The sequence below is a fragment of the Alphaproteobacteria bacterium genome (assembly GCA_035625915.1).
GTDB lineage: Bacteria > Pseudomonadota > Alphaproteobacteria > JACZXZ01 > JACZXZ01 > DATDHA01.
Window position 1 is genome coordinate 38,208 of sequence record DASPOR010000205.1, and the last position, 17,028, is coordinate 55,235.

The window sequence follows — 17,028 nt, forward strand, 5'->3', positions numbered from 1 at the left end:
ATCCGAAATCTGCCACACTAGGGTTGACCTCCGCCGCTCGGGCGGCGTGCCGTCGCCTTCATAAGGGATGCGCGGGAAAGGAGGCGGCACGATGAATGGAAAACGTCCGATTTTGTCGATCATCGGCGGTACGGGGACGCTCGGCACCGGGCTTGCGATGCGCTGGAGTGCAGCCGGATATCCGGTGATCCTGGGCTCCCGTTCCGCCGAGAAGGCGGATGCGGCGGCAAAGGCGATTCGCGTGAGCCCAGGTACGGCTTCCGTCCGCGGCATGGACAATGTCTCGGCGGCGAAGGCGGGCGAAATCGTCGTCGTCACCGTCCCTTATGCAAATCATGAGACGATCTTGCGGGAAATCCGCGATGCGGTCGCGGGAAAGATCGTGGTCGATGCCACGGTTCCCCTCGTTCCGCCCAAAGTCGCGACGGTTCAGCTTCCGCCAGAAGGATCGGCCGCGCGCGCTGCACAAGCCTTGCTCGGTGACGGTGTCCATGTCGTCGCGGCCTTCCAGAACGTGGCGGGACACAAACTTCAGTCGCCGCAGAGCATCGATTGCGATGTGCTGGTTTGTTCCAACGATCGCGCTGCCCGCGAATCGGTCATCGCCCTTGCCGGTGCGGCCGGCCTCCGCGGCATCGACGCGGGACCGCTTGCGAACGCGGTCGCGGCCGAAGCACTCACCTCGATCCTTATCGGAATCAATCGGCGCTACAAGGTCGACGGTGCTGGCATTCGGATAACCGGCGACCTCGTCGCCTCGGCGGGCTAGATCATGACCGGCTCGGCTCGAATCCTATCCTGCAGCCGGCCGAGTGTTTGCACGCCGTGGGTTGGGGCGATCGAGCCCTATCCGGTCCAACGCTAGCGGCCGCACGTCTCGATGGCCACGAGCACGGTCACCCTCTCTGCACTCTCGGACATTCCGCTCGTTGAGCCGGGTGACGATCTCGGCGCCATACTGATTGGGGCGATCGAAGGTGGAGGGTATTGCCTGCATGATCGGGACGTGTTGGTGATCGCGCAGAAGATCGTATCGAAGGCGGAGAACCGCTATGTCGACCTCGCCGACGTGGCCCCCTCCCCGCGTGCGGTCGAGCTTGCTTCGGCGGTGAAGAAGGATCCGCGCCTGGTCGAAGTGATTCTCTCGGAGTCGACCGAAGTCGTCCGCCATCGAGGCGAGGTGCTGATCGTCGCTCATCGGCTCGGCTTCGTCATGGCGAACGCCGGCGTCGATCAATCCAATATCGAGCATCCCGGCGGGAGGGATCGGGTGTTGCTCCTGCCTAAGGACCCCGACGGGTCCTGTTCTGTGATGAAGAACCGCCTCGATGCGCATTTTGGCGTCGAGATCGGGGTCGTGATCAACGACAGCTTCGGGCGCGCGTGGCGCAATGGCGTCGTCGGCGTGGCACTCGGTGCTGCGGGGCTTCCTGCGATCGTCGACATGGTGGGCGAGCCGGATCTTTTCGGACGGCGGATGCGGGTGACGCAAATCGCCTTGGCGGACGAGGTCGCGTCGGCGGCCTCGCTCTTGATGGGACAGGCGGCGGAAGGCCGGCCGGCGGTCCTCGTGCGCGGTCTCGATTGGGGCGCGCGGCGCGCCATCGCGGCGCGCGAGCTCGTTCGACCCAAGGAACTCGATCTTTTTCGTTGAACGGCAACAAGGGGCCTCGATGTCGTGAGTAGTTGTCGTGAATAAAGGGCCGAAAGACGTCTTCCCCGATACGTCCGGCAAGGTGCTTGCACTTTGCGGCGGCGTTGGCGGGGCCAAATTGGCGCTCGGGCTCCATCGCATATTGCCGCCGGAAAGCCTCGCGATCGTCGCGAACACCGGGGACGATTTCGAGCATCTCGGCCTTCACGTTTCGCCCGATCTCGATACCGTCCTCTATACGCTTGCCGGGTTGAACAATCCCGAGACGGGTTGGGGCCGTGCGAACGAGACCTGGACGTTCATGGAGGCGCTCAGCACACTTGGCGGCGAGTCGTGGTTCATGCTGGGCGATGGGGATCTTGCAATCCATGTCGAGCGCACACGCAGGCTCCGGGCGGGTGAGACGCTGACGGAGGTAACGCGCGATTTCGCATCTCGCCTTGGGCTCAACACGGCACTTCTTCCCATGAGCGACGATCCCGTGCGCACGCTCGTCCGCACCGACGAAGGGGTACTGGAATTCCAGCGCTACTTCGTCCAACTGCGCTGCGCACCCATTGCGCGAGGCTTCATCTACGAGGGTGCTGCCCAGGCAGCACCCAATCCTGCCTTGATGGCGATGCTCGGCGCACCCGATCTTGCGATGGTGGTGATCTGCCCCTCGAATCCCTATTTGAGCGTCGATCCGATCCTGGCCCTGCCGGGCGTTCGCGATGCGCTCGCCACTTGTGCGGCACCCGTCGTCGCAGTGTCGCCGATCGTCGCCGGGCAGGCGGTGAAGGGGCCGGCCGCCAAGATCATGGCCGAACTCGGCGTGCCGCGAACGCAATCCGCCATCGCCCGGCATTATGAGGGCTTGATCGACGGCCTCGTGGTCGACGAGACCGATGTGGCGGAAAGTCGCGATCTGGCGCTCCCCGTCGAGGTGACGCATACTCTCATGAAATCTCTCGATGACCGCATGGCGTTGGCGCAGCACCTCATCTCGTTTGCCGCACGGCTCAGGAATTCCGGCAACAGAAGGCGACCCACAGGGCGCCAGCGCGCGGGAAGAGGTGGCGCATGAGCGTTCCCGGCATTTGGGCCGTGGTTCCGGCCAAGGATCTGGCGCAGGCAAAGCGGCGGCTCGCCGGTGTGTTGAGTGCCGCAGAGCGCCAAGGCTTCGCACGCGCCATGTTCGAGGACGTGCTCGACGCACTCGTTCGCGCGCCGAACCTCGCGGGCGGCCTCGTCGTGACGCGCGATGCAGCGCTTGCGGCCCTGGCGCGTGGCTACGGGCTGCGAGTCATCGCGGATTTGCGACATGAGGGACCGAACGGGGCGATCGCACTTGCGGCGAAGACGCTCGCGGCCCAAGGGGCCGCGGGTATGATTGCGATCCCCGCCGACGTGCCGCTCGTGAGTGCGGAGGATATCGCCAGTATCCTCGCCGGCATTTCGAAAGGGCCGTCGGTGACACTCGCACCCGCATTCGCGGACATGGGTACGAATGGAATTGCACTCGCACCACCCGATGCAATTCCACCCTGCTTCGGTCCGCAAAGCTTCTTTCGCCATCAGGAAGTAGCGTTGAAACGTGGCATCGAGCCGCATGTTCTGCGGCTCCCCAACCTCGGGCTCGATGTCGACCGGCCTGGAGACCTCGCGCGATTCATCGCTCGGCCGTCGGCGACACGGAGCTATCGCTGCCTGGAGGCAAGCGGGGCGCTCGCGCGCTTGCGCCACGCGCTATCGATGTCGCCTGACGAAAACGCCAGTCGCGGCGCGCTCCAGCCGCGCGAAGGGAACGGTTAGAATGTCAGAGCCAGTGCCGAGCCTCCTTCGGAAGGCAATGGACGGCGGCCGATTGAGCGAGGCGGAGTCGCTCTCGCTTGCGGGGTGTGAGGACCTTTCGGCCCTAATGCGCGCCGCGGCAGCCCTTCGCGACGCCGGCCACGGCCGAAACGTCAGTTACTCCCGCAAGGTATTCATTCCCCTCACCCAGCTCTGTCGCGACGTTTGCCACTATTGCACGTTTGCGCATCCGCCGCGCCGGGGGGAACGTGCCTACATGACGCAGAAGGAAGTGCTCGCCGTCGCAAGGGCCGGTGCGACCGCCGGGTGCAAGGAAGCGCTCTTCACCCTCGGCGACAAGCCGGAACTTCGCTACGCCATCGCACGCGAGGAACTCGAGGCACTCGGCCATCCCAGCACGATTGCCTACCTCACCGCCACGGCGAAGCTCGTCTTCGAGGAAACCGGGCTTCTGCCCCACGTCAATCCAGGGGTCCTTACCGCCGACGACATCGTGGCCCTTCGGGCCGTCTCGGTGTCCCAGGGCCTCATGCTGGAAAGCAGCGCTGAACGCCTTAGCGCGCGAGGCGGGCCGCATTTCGGCTCGCCCGACAAGCATCCCGCCTTGAGGCTGGAGACGATCCGCCTCGCCGGCGAATATGCCGTACCCTTTACATCGGGACTCCTGATCGGCATCGGCGAGACGCGCCGGGAGCGCATTGAATCCCTTTTGGCGTTGCGCGCCGCCCACGAACGCCACGGCCATATTCAAGAAGTGATCGTCCAGAACTTCCGCGCCAAGCCCGACACGATCATGGCCGATGCCGAAGATGCGAGCCTCGACGAGCATCTTTGGACGATCGCGATCGCCCGCCTCGTGCTTGGAGCGGCCATGAACATCCAGGCCCCACCCAATTTGAGGCCAGGCGCGCTCGAACCGCTGATTGCCGCAGGCATCAACGACTGGGGTGGGGTCTCGCCGGTAACGCCCGATCACGTCAATCCCGAGGCGCCCTGGCCGCATCTCGAGGCACTCGAGCGCGCGACGAACGAGGCGGGCAAGGAGCTCGTCGAGCGGCTTGCGATTTATCCGGACTATGCGCGAGCGCCGCAGCACTGGGTCGATCAAGGGCTCGCGGCTTCCGTCTTGCGCAACATCGACGGCGAGGGGTTCGCGCGCGTGGGGCCTTGGTCGCCGGGTGCGGACGAGCGTGTTCCCGAAAAAGACATGGCGCTCATCGCAGCGTCCAAGCCTGCGACGATCGAGCACGGCCTCATGAGGACACTGGCCCAGGCGGAGCGCGGCGAGGCGCTTTCAGAGCAAGAGATAACGCGCCTTTTCAGGGTGCGCGGTGCCGAATTCGGTGCGGTCTGCGCTGCCGCCGACGAGCTTCGTGCGAACGTCAATGGCGATCGCGTAAGCTACGTCGTCAATCGGAACATCAACTACACGAACGTCTGTTATTTCCGCTGTCAATTCTGCGCCTTCTCGAAGGGCAAGCTGAGCGAGAACCTGCGCGGCCGGCCGTATGACCTCGCACTCGAGGAGATCGAGCGGCGCACGCGCGAGGCATGGGCGCGCGGGGCGAGCGAGGTCTGCATGCAGGGCGGCATTCATCCCGAATACACGGGTGCGACCTATCTCGATATTTGCCGCGCGGTCAAAAGGGCGGCCCCGGATATCCACGTGCACGCCTTCACCGCCCTCGAGGTCTGGCAGGGCGCCCGCACGCTCGGCATGACCGTCTCCGATTTTCTTGCCGAGCTTAGCGATGCGGGGCTCGACACCCTGCCCGGTACGGCCGCCGAGATCCTCGACGACGAAGTACGAAGGACGATCTGCCCCGACAAGATCGATACCGCCCAATGGCTGGAAGTCATGGAAGCCGCCCACGGCATCGGTCTGCGCAGCACGGCGACCGTCATGTTCGGCCATGTCGAGCGCTACGAGCATTGGGCGCGGCATCTCCTCAGGGTGCGCGAGCTTCAGGCACGCACGGGCGGATTCACCGAGTTCGTACCCCTGCCGTTCGTGCACATGGAAGCGCCGATCTATCTCAAAGGGCGCGCGCGGCGGGGGCCGAGCTTCCGCGAGGCCGTGCTGATGCATGCCGTGGCCAGGCTCGCCCTAAATCCCCATGTGCCGAACATTCAGGCGTCCTGGGTCAAGATGGGGCCGCGCGGGGTGGAGGCGTGCCTCAAAGCCGGCGCCAACGATCTCGGCGGCACTCTCATGAACGAAACGATCACCCGTGCGGCAGGTGCGGTGCACGGCCAGGAAATGTCGCCCGCGTCCATGGAAGCGGCGATCCTGCGGCTCGGCCGTGTGCCTGTCCAGCGCACGACCCTCTATGGGAAGGCGACGGCAGAGCGTCGGTGCACATCCTTTGCCGCGGCCCCGCTCGCGGAAATCGTCAACACCCCGGCACGGCGCTACGACCGCGTTCAACCGACGGGATAAACCTTCACCTTCGACCGCCCGCAGTACCTCGCACGCATACGCTCGGACTATCGCGTGGCCGAAAAAGGCGGCCGGTTGAGTCGGTGGCGGCCGCACGTCATCGCTTGAGGCGCGGAATGATTTCCTTGGCGATGATCTCGACCTGGTCCGAGCGATACTGGTAGGGCACGAAGATGAGCTTCTGCACGCCCACCTTGAGATGGGCCTGGAGCTGCGCCACGCATTCGTCGACCGTCCCCATGATTGCGGAGTCCTTGGTCGACTCGCTCCACGCCGCATAGTCCCACTCCTTCGAGAGCCATTCGTTCATCGGCCCTTCGACCGCACTGCGGGACTTGCCGACCATGATCGGCAGTTGGTTGCCATTGAGAAGAGTTCCCGGGTCCTTCCCGGCGTCGGCTGCAAAAGCGCAAACCTTGCTCCACGACTTGGTGAAGCTCTCCGGCGTGTAGAAATAGGTCAACCAGCCATCGCCCGTCACACCCGCACGCTTCAGGACCCGATCGACATAACCGCCGATGAGGATCGGCGGGCGAGGGCGCTGATAGGGCTTCGGGAACATCACCGCACCACGCATGTGATAGGGCGGGTAATCGCCGACCACGAGGTCCTCCGTCCAGAGGCGCGTCATGATCTCGAGGTTTTCGTCCATGATCTTGCCGCGCTTCTCGAAGGGAACGCCGATCGAATCGAATTCGCGCTTGTACCAGCCGGACGCCATGCCGAGCAGAAGTCGTCCGCGCGAAAGCTGGTCCATGCTCGAGAGCTGCTTGGCGAGCACGAGCGGGTTGCGCAGCGGCAGCACGAGTATCCCAGTGCCGAGCTTGATTCTTTTCGTGCGCGCCGCGACCGCGGTGAGAAGCGAAAGCGAATCGATGATCGGAAAATGCGGGTCGACGCCAAGCAGGATGTGATCCCAGACCCAGAGTGAGTCGAAGCCAAGTTCCTCCATCCGCACCCCGTAGTCGACGAGTTCCTGTGCGTCGGGCAGTTGGGGGAACGCGGTGAAGTTCCGCATCGCGATTCCAAATGTGTTCGAAAGTCCGGCCATGGTTTTTTCCTGCTGAGGGTCGAAGTCGAGATGCGGTGCCGATTGCGGCGGCGGTCGGGGTTCAGGCAATATAGAGCTTGTCGGGATCGAGATTGCGCAGCACGGCAAGCTCCCGATCGCTCGGCGCCTCGGTGACGGTGAGATTGCGGCTCACGAGAAGGTCGAAGCCCGTGTTGTCCCGAACCTCTTCCACACTCGCGCCGGGGTGCAGTGCGAGCACCTCCATGCACTTGGTCTTGTCGTCGAAACCCATCACGGCCAAGTCGGTGACGACACGGTACATGCCGCCGGCGAGGAGGCCGGACTGGCGCCGGCTGGCACCACCGCGGATAAATCCGGGGCTCGTGATGAAATCGACTTTCTCGACGAAGCGGCGCTTCTCGTGCTTCATCGCCACGATCATCTGGGTCAGGCTGGAGATGTCATTGCCCCCGCCCGTGCCGGGCAGCCTTGTCGTCGGATTTTCCGCGTCACCAATGAAGGAGCTGTTGAGGTTGCCGTGCCGGTCGATCTGAGCACCGCCCATGAAGCCGATATCGACGTAGCCGCGCTGGAGGAGGAGGAGCACATCGGTGCTGCTCAGCACCATGTTGGCGCGGCGCGTGCATCGCTGCTCATTGGTCGAGGGTGGGAGCTGTCCCGGCTCGACGAAGGCGCCGATGGTGCCGCCCTCGAAGAGGATCGTGAGCCCCGGCCCATGAAGGCGCTGGGCGAGCGTTGCCGCGAGGAGCGGAATGCCGACACCCGCGAAGACGACCTGTCCGTCCTTGAGCAAGCGGCCCGCCATCACCGCAAGAAGCTCGCTTGCCGTGTAGTCGCACGCCTTCGGTATGGTCATGGTTTCAATCGTCATAGATACGCCTCCCGCGGCGGGCCGCATCGAGGGCCTGATCGATACCGAGAAGATCGAGATACCCGGTCCAATCTTTCGGGCCATAAACGTAACGGTCGAGATAGGTCTTCATGCCCTTTTCGGGGTCCTTGCGGATCAGCTCCGCGTACATGTCGAGATGTTTGAAGAACGGCTCGTAGACGCCATAGCATTCGTGCGGCGCACACCCGAAGGGTACCTCGACCACCGCTTCGACGGCGAGAAAGGGAATCTTCGTCCGGTCGGGCGCCCGTCGGATTTGGTCGTTGGACACGATGCGCTCCGTTGTCAGGATGACGCGATTCGCGGCCATGGCGAGATCGATATCCATGAACTGAAGCCCATCCATCTGCGCGTTGCCGTAGGCGTCGCAACGCTGGACGTGGATCAGGGCGACGTCGGGATTGAGGGCGGGCACGAGCACGAGCTTCTCGCCGGTGAACGGACAATCGATTTCCTTTGCCTCCGGCAGGCGGCCGATGACGTCCGAACCCAACATCGAGCGCATCGGCAAAAACGGCACACCCATCGCACCGGCGCGGAAACGCATTCCAACGGCCATGTGACTCCACTCCTCGAAGCGCGCGCGCTTCGATTCCGTGTATTGGCGCATGACCTTCGATACGCCCCAGACGATTCCCTGGCTGAACCAGCTCGTCAGCACGTGCGCAGAGACGCCCGAGCCGAAAAGCAGCTCGCCCTCGCTCGACATGATGCTGCGCGAACACGAAAGCCCTTTGCGCCCAGCCCGGATGAGCGCCCAGATCATCGCCATGGGCGTGCGCGAAAGCGTGCTGCCACCGATGCCGACCTTTTCCCCGTCCTTGACGAGCCGAGCGGCCTCCTCGAGGGACGTCACCTTTTCGTGCAGGCTTCGGTCGCGCTCGGCGGTCCGTCGCCGCAGCTCCAAATACGCCTCTGTCAATCCTATCCTCCGTTCATCCGCCGTGGCGCACCCTCGGCGCCGGCTGTGTCGGCGAAGGCTCCCCTAGCCGGGGCGGTTCAGGCCGGTGCGTGCGTTGAATTCTTCAATCAGCCGGTCCCACCCCGCAACCGCACTTTGAAGCCCGCGCCAGAACCCTTGGTCCCGACGCCGATCGAATGCGTCGAGCGGCACGCCCTGCTGCTCCACCCACGTGTAATAGCCTAGATTGTAAATGCGATTCCGGTCGATTTCCGTGAGCTCGATCGTGTGGTCGACGCTAACGCCCTCGAGGTGCGCGCCCAGGACCTGGCCCGCGGCGACCTCATCGAAACCGCGAGGATAGTGCGCCGATTCGTATTTGCGGGCCTCGCTCGCGTACATCGCGGCGCTGTCGGTCGCCACTGTCACGATCGCGTCGCCGGCACCCAAGCCGAGATGCTTCGCGATCTTGATTGCCGCAAGCACGTTCGCGATGCTCGAGAGGCCTAGGCCGTCGAGACGGTCGATCAGTGCGGGATCGAGCTTGCGACGCGCCGAAAGGAAACGCCGCCCGACCTCGCTGTTGAAGAGGAGATTGAGCGAATCGGTGCTCCGGTCGGAAATGCCGATCACGAGGTCGGTATTCATCACATTGTGGATGAAGGGAATGTGCTTGTCGCCGATGCCTTGGATGTTGTGCTCGCCATAGCCGTTATAGAGCATGGTCGGACATTCGACGGCCTCGACGGCGGCGATCTTGGTGCCATAGGCATTCTTGAGATAATCGCCGGCGCCGAGGGTGCCCGCCGAGCCGGAGGCGGCGACGAAGGCGCTCAGGCGCAATTTGGGATCGCGGTTGCGCATATCCTCGAAAACCGTGCGCAATGCCGGCCCGGTGCAGACATAATGCGCGAGGTAGTTCCCGAACTCGGAGAATTGGTTGAGGATGACGTTGGCTCTGTCCTGCGCAAGCTCCGCGCACTTGTCGTAGATTTCCTTGACGTTGCTTTCCGTCCCTGGCGTGCGGACGATATCCTCGGGCTTGCTCACCCAGCGCTTGAGCCAGTCGAACCGCTCCTGGCTCATGCCAGCAGGCAGCACGGCTACCCCACGGCAGCCGAGGATACGCGAGATCGCAACCCCGCCGCGGCAATAGTTTCCAGTCGACGGCCACACGGCCTTCTGATGCTCGGGGTCGAATTGCCCCGTCACGAGCTTCGGCGCGAGGCAGCCATAGGCCGCAAGCACCTTGTGGGCGCCGATCATGGGGAAGTAGCGCCCAAGGGCGACGAGGATGCGCGCTTTCACGCCGGTCAGCGCGTCCGGAAGCTCGAGATAGCTCGGCACTTTCCCTTGCCCGGCGCGGCGCTCGTCATTGTACCAGTGCACGCGGAAGAGGTTGGCGGCGTGCGGCGCATCCGGGTCGACCCCTCCGAGCTCGGAGACGATCGAGCCCGGGATCCGCGACGGATCGCCAAGCTCCGAGAAGGTCGGCAGCACAACCCGCGCCGCACGCAGGTGGCGCACTGCGCGCTCATGAACGCCGCGATCGAGCACCTCGGTCGCAAGCTCGGTCCATTTCTTCAAGTCGTTCGATTGCAGCGCCACGCGTCGCCCTTCCTGCGGTCGACGGCACTCGGCCGAAGTCGACCTATCGTATTATCGTCCTATTTTTAATACCATAGCGGTGCGAAACCCCTCAACTGCTTTCCTGCGCCCGCCCCTGCCGTGCTAGTGTGGCGAGGCAAAACGGCGGGGGTGCGGACTGCATTGGCAATCCCATCCTGCGGCCGCAACGCCCCTTCCGAAAACTCTCTCGAGGAGCATACGACGATGGCAGCGATACCCGACAAGTATCTCGATCTGCTGCGGCAAAAGAAGGCATTCGCCAATCTCGCCACGGTGATGCCGGACGGTTCACCCCAGGTAACGCCGGTCTGGTTCGACTACGATCACGGCGTCATCCGCGTGAACACGGCGAAGGGACGGGTGAAGGCGCGCAACATGAAGGAAGGGTCGGCCGTGGCGCTGGCGATCATGGACCCAGACAATCCCTACCGCCACATCCAAGTCCGCGGGCGCGTGAAGCGGATGACCGAAGAGGGTGCCAGCAAGCACATCGACTCGCTCGCGAAGAAGTACCTCGGTCAGGATAAATATCCCTACGCGCAACCCGGCGAAGTTCGGATCATGTATGAAATCGAGCCCATGTCGGCCTCGGTGATGGGCTGACACGGGACCTCTCCTGGAGCCGGGTCCCGTGCTCGCTCAAGGTTGGGGCCGCGAGCCGGCATCTTTTAGAGGGGTCAGCCGGGATTCGCCTGACCGTGAGGCGGGGTGCTGCGCACATAGAACCTGTGGTGGCCGATCTCGGCCGTAAGCGCCTTGTCGGCTACCCAGGAAGGCCGGGCGCTCGCCGCGTGAAAGTCGGTCGCACCCCCCGTCGGGTCCTCAGTCAAGCCCGAGAGTGCGAGTCGGGCGATCATGGCCGCAAGGGACCAGGCGTCGTCGTCGAAGGGGGCCGCCTTTTTGCCCTTGCGATGGCCTGTCCAGGAGAACGCGTTTCTTTGATAGACGACATCGCAGATCGTCCGCGCGAACCCGTGTGCGCGGGATCGGTTGAGGGTTACGTGGGCGACGGCAAGCTGACCCTCCGGAGCCTCGCCGCGCGCTTCGTAGTATATATTCATAGTAAGGCAATGAAGCTCAACCCTGTCGACCGTGACGACCGGCCACGTCGGCAACGGTGGCGTGCGGTCCTCGGGCGCATAGGATGACACGGCCTCGTGCGATGGAATCGTCGCGAGGAGGGAGATGCAAAACGCCAGCGCGCTGAGGGGCCATCGCATGTGGACCGCCTCCAAATTTGCTGCGACATCTTTCAAAAAAACCGATCGCAATCACGTCGGGTCCGCCCCCTTGAGGGCGAGGCCGCAAACAATCCCCGGATGTGCATTGCGCGGGTCCGGGCCGAATTTCGCCGATGCTTCCTACCGTGCATCGCTCAATCCGGCCGTCCGCGGCGGATAGCCGCGCCTTCTCGGCCTCCGACAGCATCCTGGGCGCGCATCGAATTAACTTATATTCGGGCAAGGATTGTGCCAGGGAAGGCACCGGAGCAACGCATTGAGAAGGCCGCGAAAAAGAAGTGTGCATCGCGGCGAAAGGTTGCGTCGGTGGAGCGCTGGGTTTCAACGCTGAAACATCGCGCGGCAAGCAGCGGAACGCGAGGTAGTTAATCAATAGCCGGCTATCTATTATCGATCTCCGCTACGGCGCCCGCGACGCGTGCCCGAGCGCACCGGCCGGCCCTGTGAAATGGTTAACACCGCCGGGGCCGCCAACCGTGCTACGGATAATGGGCGAGGGGTACGACCATGGCATACGGCACAGCCAAACGCACGTACAGGCTCCATTATTCGCAGCGATTCGAGTCCGATTTCCGGCGCCACGGATTGCCGCGCGTGCAGAGACGCCGGCACTTTCGTCTCGGGAGCGCGCACCCGGCGCCAACCGGCAACGATCGGCTAACCCCCGCGGCACTCAAGAGAAGTCATGCGGTCCCGTCGACGACAGTGGTGCTGCCGCCGGACGCACCGGCCGTAGAACGTCCGCTGGAGACAGCGGCCATATCGCACGTTGCGGCAAGATCACCCGCATCCGACGCGTTCGGAGACCGCGATCGCGCGGCCGGCACGTGGCCGAGTGCCTGGGCAGTCGCGGCCGCACTGTTGCTCGCACTCGTCCTGGTGTCGTCGCTTTCGACGACGAAGTCATCGCTCACGCAAAACGACATCGCGCGCGCCGCCCATCATATGCCGCGCGATCACGGGACCGAGCACCGATTGTAGAGCGAGGTCGGCTCAAGTCGAATAGGCTAAGGCAGCCGACCCCACCCTGGCGGCCATAATCGGCGTCTACACGACGCGGCACGTGCGATGCGCGCACGTTGCGGCGGTGGCAGTCCCCTCGGACGTCCTTATCGAATGCGCGGGAGAACTGTCACTTCATTTCAGAGCAGGACAATCCGAAGCCTTCGAGCTTGGTGCGGAATTGTTGCGCCTCCGCCTCGCATTGATCGATATGGGATTGATAGTGCCAGAGCTCCTTGCCAAGCCCCGACTCCGATGCCGACTTCTTGTAGTAGACGCTGCATTGGGCGGGTCCCGCCTTCGAATACTCGACCGTGACCGTGCGGACATCACCGTCCCTTTGGCATTGATAAGACTTGTCGTCCTGCGCGTAAGCGGCCCCCGACACACACGCCGCCGCAATGGCAGCGATCAAAAGATGCTTCACAACCGGCCTCCGTTTTTCTAGCCTGCCTCCCGAAGATCGACGCACCTCCACCCACGCGCTCGCGACCCTGTGTCACGCCAGTCATGATGCCTCGACCATTGCATCCGTAGGGCTAAACGGCGGCCAAAATCTTGTCCAGTGAAATAAATCCTGCAGCCGCATATATAATTTATAAGTAATAAATCATTCATTACATAATTTTTTACTAATACAAAAGCTCTAGCAACACCGCCGAATGCGCGTCAAGGATTGCGCTCCGAACTAAACGTCGGAGCCCACGCGCCGCGATCGGCTGTACGAGATTGTCCGGCCTATTCGGCAATGACGGCGGCCGGCCGCATCTCCGGCTGAGGTCTCGCCAGGAGTGACGCCACGAGGCTGCACGCCGCGGCGAATGACAGCCACACGCCTGGCATCGCCGGATTTTTCGTCACATGGATCAGCAACGTGCTGACATAAGGCGTAAAGCCGCCGAAGAGTGCCGTGGCAAGGCTGAAGGCGAGCGAAAAGCCCGCCGTTCGCACATGCGCGGGCATGATCTCCGTGAGATAAGCGACCATGGCCCCGTTATAGCTGCCGAAGAGGAACGAAAACCAAAGCAGGACCGCGAGCAATCGTGAAAAGGAAGGTTCGGCAACCAGCCAGGTCATCACTGGGTAGGCGGTCACGAGGGCGAGCACCGTGCAAGAGATCAGGAGCGGCCGGCGCCCGACCTTGTCGGAGGCCGCACCCATGATCGGAAGCCACATGAAGTTCGAAAGTCCCACGCACAACGTGACGATAAGGCTATCGTTTGCCGTGAGGTGCAGCACATTTCGACCGAACGTCGGCGTATAGGCCGTGATCATGTAGAAGGTGACCGTGGTCATCATCACCATCATCATGCCGATGATCACAATCCCCCAATTCTCGGCGAGCGAGACAAGGATTTCCGATATTGTCGGGCGGTGCTTGCGCGCGAGAAACTCATCGGTTTCCTTGAGCGAGCGCCTAAGCATGAAAATGAGCGGGACGATCATGCACCCGATGAGGAGCGGAATGCGCCAGCCCCACGCGTCCATCGTTTCCGGAGGAAGGGCGGTGCTCAGGATGACGCCGACCAAGGCCGCGAACATGACGGCGACCTGCTGGCTCCCCGATTGCCAGCTCGTATAAAAACCCTTTCGGCCGGGTGTCGCGATCTCGGCCAAGTAAACGGATACGCCGCCGAGTTCCATGCCCGCGGAGAAGCCTTGGATCAGACGACCGATCACCACCAGGATCGGTGCTGCGAGTCCGATCGTCTCATAACCCGGCATGCAAGCGATCGAAACGATGCCGATCGACATCAGGCTCAACGTGAGAATGAGGCCGGCGCGCCGCCCGTGGTGATCGGAATAGGCGCCGAGCACGATGGCGCCGAGCGGCCTCATCAGAAATCCCACGCCGAATGTCATGAACGCCGACATCAGCGAGGAATATTCGCTGTCGCTCGGGAAGAACGTGCGGCCGATGGCGGTGGCGTAATAGCCGAAGATGAAGAAGTCGTACATTTCGAGGAAGTTGCCGCTCGCAACGCGGATCACGGCCAAGATCTTCGACTTCCGGCTCTCTCCAGCACTCATGACGCCTCCCGATCGGTCATGTAATTTTTTTGACTCTTGGGGCCATTGAGGAACCAACCGAGTACGTTGTCAATCGCCCCGATTCTGCGGTACATGCCCTTTGAATCCCCCGCACCACTCGATACACTCCATGCGGGATGGCCATGAGCGAGCGCCCGCGACAACAGGGCAAGTCAGGGGACGCTTATTTCCATAGCAGAATCGAGGTACCGATGTTCAGACGAACGCTATTCGCGGTCATCGCGGGCCTAGGTCTCGCGCTTGCGCTTTCGGGTGCTGCGGCAGCACAACAAACGCCTTCGACGCCGGGTGCGAAGGTGTACTTCGTCAATCTCAAGAACGGGGCCACTGTCACGAGCCCGTTCAAGGTCGAGTTCGGCATCAAAGGCATGACGATTGCGAAAGCCGGTACTTACGAGCCGGGTACGGGCCATCATCATCTGCTGATCGATACCAAGCTGAGCAAAGCCGACCTTGCCAACCCGATCCCGAGCGACGCGCAGCATATGCATTTCGGCGGCGGGCAGACCGAAGCAACACTGACATTGCCGCCCGGCAAGCACACATTGCAGCTCGTGCTGGGCGACGGCAACCACGTCCCGTTCAAGCCGCCGGTGATGTCGAGGGTGATTACGATCACGGTCAAATGACTCGCAGTTGGCCAGGGGGCGATTGAACAAAGAGGCCGTCGGACTGCGGCCCGTGCGATCGGAAGGGGAAGGTACGGCACTCAACCACGGTGGCCGCTAACCTCCGCACCGGCATCGCGGGCCAGGCGATAGAAGAAGATCATCGATGCCAGCGAAAGCACGCCGACGATTGCGAAGGCGTATCGCAGGTCCACGGCCGCGAGCAAATCCGCGGCCGCACCGCGCTGCGCGAGGAGGCCGTGCAGCAAAACAGCACCCAACGCCACGCCCATCCCGTTCGAGAGCTGCTGCATCATGCTTGAAATGCTCGTCGCGCCGCTAAGCTTGGCAAATGGCACGTCCGCGAAGGCCAGCGTGTTCAAGCTCGTGTATTGAAGCGAGCGGAAAAATCCGCCGATCAGCAACACGATGAATATGGCGGCGGTCGGCGTAAGCGCCGTGAAGAGACTGCATGCGACGAGCGAGCACGCGCAGATGACGGCATTCACGATCAGTACGTTGCGGAAACCGAAGCGCTGCAGAATGGGCCGCGTCGACATCTTCATGGTGAACGATCCAAGAGCGCTTGCGAAAGTGAGAAGCCCGGAGGCAAACGCCGTCATGCCGAAGGCGACCTGCAACATGACCGGCAGCAGGAACGGCAGCGCACCAGCACAGACGCGAAAGATCGACCCGCCCGTGACCGAGATCGAGAATGTCGGAATCCTGAGGAGCGAGAGATCGATGAGGGGGTGGGGATGGCGGCGCGCGTGAAAAAAACTCGCACCTCCCCCCGCGCCCGCAACGCCGAGCAGGAGCCACGCGAATTCCACGTTTGCGCCCGGGTGGCCGATCTGATCGATTCCATAAGTCAGGCAGGTGAGCGAAATCCCGGTCAGCAAAAAGCCGACCCAGTCGAGCGGCCAGGTCTCGGCCGCCCGGTAGTTCTCGATCAGGAGCGTTACCAGGACCAGGCCAAGGATACCCATGGGAACGTTGAGAAAGAAAATCCAGCGCCAGGAGAAATAGGTGGTGATGAAGCCGCCGACCGGCGGGCCGAGCACGGGGCCGATGAGTGCCGGCACCGTCAAATAGGCCATGGCGCGCACAAGCTCGGATTTCTCCACACTTCGAATCATGATCAACCGGCCGACCGGCACCATCATCGCGCCCCCGCAGCCTTGCAGCACGCGGGCCGCCGCGAATTCCGCGATCCCATTGCAAAATCCGCAAAGGACCGACCCGAGCGTGAAGATCGCGATTGCGGTCCGAAAGGTAGTTCGCGCGCCGAAGCGGTCGGCGACCCAACCGCTTACCGGCACGAACACGGCGAGGCTCAGCATATAGGCGGTAATGCCAATGCTCAGATGAATGGGGCTCGTGCCGAACGAAACCGCCATTGCGGGCACGGCCGTGGTGATTACCGTGCCGTCGAGATTCTCCATGAAGAGGGCGCATGCGACGATCAGCGGGACGACCATGGGTTTCGAAAAAGCAGCGGGCATTTCATCAGTCCCGGAAAATGCAACTGGCGACCGGAAAATTGTGGGGTAAATCTCTGGCGTCGGCCGCAGCGGCTTTGGCGCCTCGCTCCATCATGGCCTTCCCATGGTCCTACGCGCCCAAAGCATAAAACAGGTGCTCGCCCGCGTTAGAGGCCGTCGGCGCGCTTTGCGCGCCTTCTTTTGCGCCACGCAAAGCGGCGGCCGGAAACGGCCGCCGGCGCGCTTTGCGCGCCTTCTTTCGCGCCACGCAAAGAGGCGGCCGGAAACGGCCACCGGC

Annotated in this window: 16 protein-coding genes; 8 read left to right on the top strand and 8 right to left on the bottom strand. The window is 63.0% G+C overall.

Going from position 1 to position 17,028, the window contains the following annotated elements; all coding sequences use genetic code 11:
- The first annotated feature begins 91 nt into the window (after nt 1-91).
- The 5 genes from npdG to cofH all read left to right on the top strand — a co-directional run bounded on the left by npdG (nt 92) and on the right by cofH (nt 5,888).
- The gene (gene npdG, locus VEJ16_16510; GenBank protein HYB11266.1) at nt 92-769 is read left to right on the top strand and encodes an NADPH-dependent F420 reductase; all 678 of its coding nucleotides are present in this window, start codon (nt 92-94) and stop codon (nt 767-769) included.
- Nucleotides 770-880: 111 nt separating this feature from the next.
- Nucleotides 881-1,654 (top strand): coenzyme F420-0:L-glutamate ligase, encoded by a 774-nt coding sequence (cofE, locus tag VEJ16_16515; GenBank protein HYB11267.1) that lies wholly within the window; start codon nt 881-883, stop codon nt 1,652-1,654.
- Between the two features lie 37 nt (nt 1,655-1,691).
- Complete coding sequence (gene cofD, locus VEJ16_16520) at nt 1,692-2,720, top strand: 2-phospho-L-lactate transferase (protein HYB11268.1); 1,029 nt, start codon at nt 1,692-1,694, stop codon at nt 2,718-2,720.
- Entirely contained in the window at nt 2,717-3,448 is a 732-nt protein-coding gene (cofC, locus tag VEJ16_16525; GenBank protein ID HYB11269.1) for a 2-phospho-L-lactate guanylyltransferase, read from the top strand. Before cofD ends, cofC begins: the two co-directional genes overlap by 4 nt.
- A 1-nt stretch (nt 3,449) precedes the next feature.
- A complete protein-coding gene (gene cofH, locus VEJ16_16530) occupies nt 3,450-5,888 on the top strand; it encodes a 5-amino-6-(D-ribitylamino)uracil--L-tyrosine 4-hydroxyphenyl transferase CofH (GenBank protein HYB11270.1) in 2,439 nt (812 codons plus the stop codon).
- A gap of 97 nt (nt 5,889-5,985) precedes the next feature.
- On the opposite strand, the gene VEJ16_16535 is transcribed toward cofH, so the two are convergent.
- The 4 genes from VEJ16_16535 to VEJ16_16550 all read right to left on the bottom strand — a co-directional run bounded on the left by VEJ16_16535 (nt 5,986) and on the right by VEJ16_16550 (nt 10,271).
- Nucleotides 5,986-6,939 carry a TIGR03619 family F420-dependent LLM class oxidoreductase gene (locus VEJ16_16535; protein ID HYB11271.1) on the bottom strand — a complete coding sequence of 318 codons (954 nt, stop codon included), beginning with the start codon at nt 6,937-6,939 and terminating at the stop codon, nt 5,986-5,988.
- A gap of 61 nt (nt 6,940-7,000) precedes the next feature.
- On the bottom strand, nt 7,001-7,792 hold the full coding sequence (locus VEJ16_16540) for a CoA-transferase (protein HYB11272.1): 792 nt from the start codon (nt 7,790-7,792) through the stop codon (nt 7,001-7,003).
- Nucleotides 7,782-8,735, bottom strand: coding sequence for a CoA-transferase (locus VEJ16_16545; protein ID HYB11273.1), 954 nt, complete (start codon nt 8,733-8,735; stop codon nt 7,782-7,784). Before VEJ16_16545 ends, VEJ16_16540 begins: the two co-directional genes overlap by 11 nt.
- A gap of 63 nt (nt 8,736-8,798) precedes the next feature.
- Entirely contained in the window at nt 8,799-10,271 is a 1,473-nt protein-coding gene (locus VEJ16_16550) for a pyridoxal-phosphate dependent enzyme (GenBank protein ID HYB11274.1), read from the bottom strand.
- Between the two features lie 276 nt (nt 10,272-10,547).
- On the opposite strand from VEJ16_16550, the gene VEJ16_16555 reads away from it, so the two are divergent.
- Entirely contained in the window at nt 10,548-10,946 is a 399-nt protein-coding gene (locus VEJ16_16555) for a PPOX class F420-dependent oxidoreductase (GenBank protein ID HYB11275.1), read from the top strand.
- A 74-nt stretch (nt 10,947-11,020) separates the two neighbouring features.
- On the opposite strand, the gene VEJ16_16560 is transcribed toward VEJ16_16555, so the two are convergent.
- Nucleotides 11,021-11,563 (bottom strand): cell wall hydrolase, encoded by a 543-nt coding sequence (locus VEJ16_16560; protein ID HYB11276.1) that lies wholly within the window; start codon nt 11,561-11,563, stop codon nt 11,021-11,023.
- Nucleotides 11,564-12,091: 528 nt separating this feature from the next.
- On the opposite strand from VEJ16_16560, the gene VEJ16_16565 reads away from it, so the two are divergent.
- Nucleotides 12,092-12,565, top strand: coding sequence for a hypothetical protein (locus tag VEJ16_16565; protein HYB11277.1), 474 nt, complete (start codon nt 12,092-12,094; stop codon nt 12,563-12,565).
- A gap of 151 nt (nt 12,566-12,716) precedes the next feature.
- Here VEJ16_16565 and VEJ16_16570 read toward each other — a convergent pair whose 3' ends face one another.
- Together VEJ16_16570 and VEJ16_16575 are read right to left on the bottom strand one after the other, a co-directional pair.
- Nucleotides 12,717-13,013 carry a hypothetical protein gene (locus VEJ16_16570; protein ID HYB11278.1) on the bottom strand — a complete coding sequence of 99 codons (297 nt, stop codon included), beginning with the start codon at nt 13,011-13,013 and terminating at the stop codon, nt 12,717-12,719.
- Between the two features lie 311 nt (nt 13,014-13,324).
- Complete coding sequence (locus VEJ16_16575; GenBank protein ID HYB11279.1) at nt 13,325-14,617, bottom strand: MFS transporter; 1,293 nt, start codon at nt 14,615-14,617, stop codon at nt 13,325-13,327.
- 212 nt (nt 14,618-14,829) lie between these two features.
- On the opposite strand from VEJ16_16575, the gene VEJ16_16580 reads away from it, so the two are divergent.
- Entirely contained in the window at nt 14,830-15,267 is a 438-nt protein-coding gene (locus VEJ16_16580) for a DUF4399 domain-containing protein (GenBank protein ID HYB11280.1), read from the top strand.
- A gap of 80 nt (nt 15,268-15,347) precedes the next feature.
- On the opposite strand, the gene VEJ16_16585 is transcribed toward VEJ16_16580, so the two are convergent.
- Nucleotides 15,348-16,751: an MFS transporter gene (locus VEJ16_16585; GenBank protein ID HYB11281.1), complete on the bottom strand. Its 1,404-nt coding sequence runs from the start codon at nt 16,749-16,751 to the stop codon at nt 15,348-15,350.
- Nucleotides 16,752-17,028: the final 277 nt, after the last annotated feature.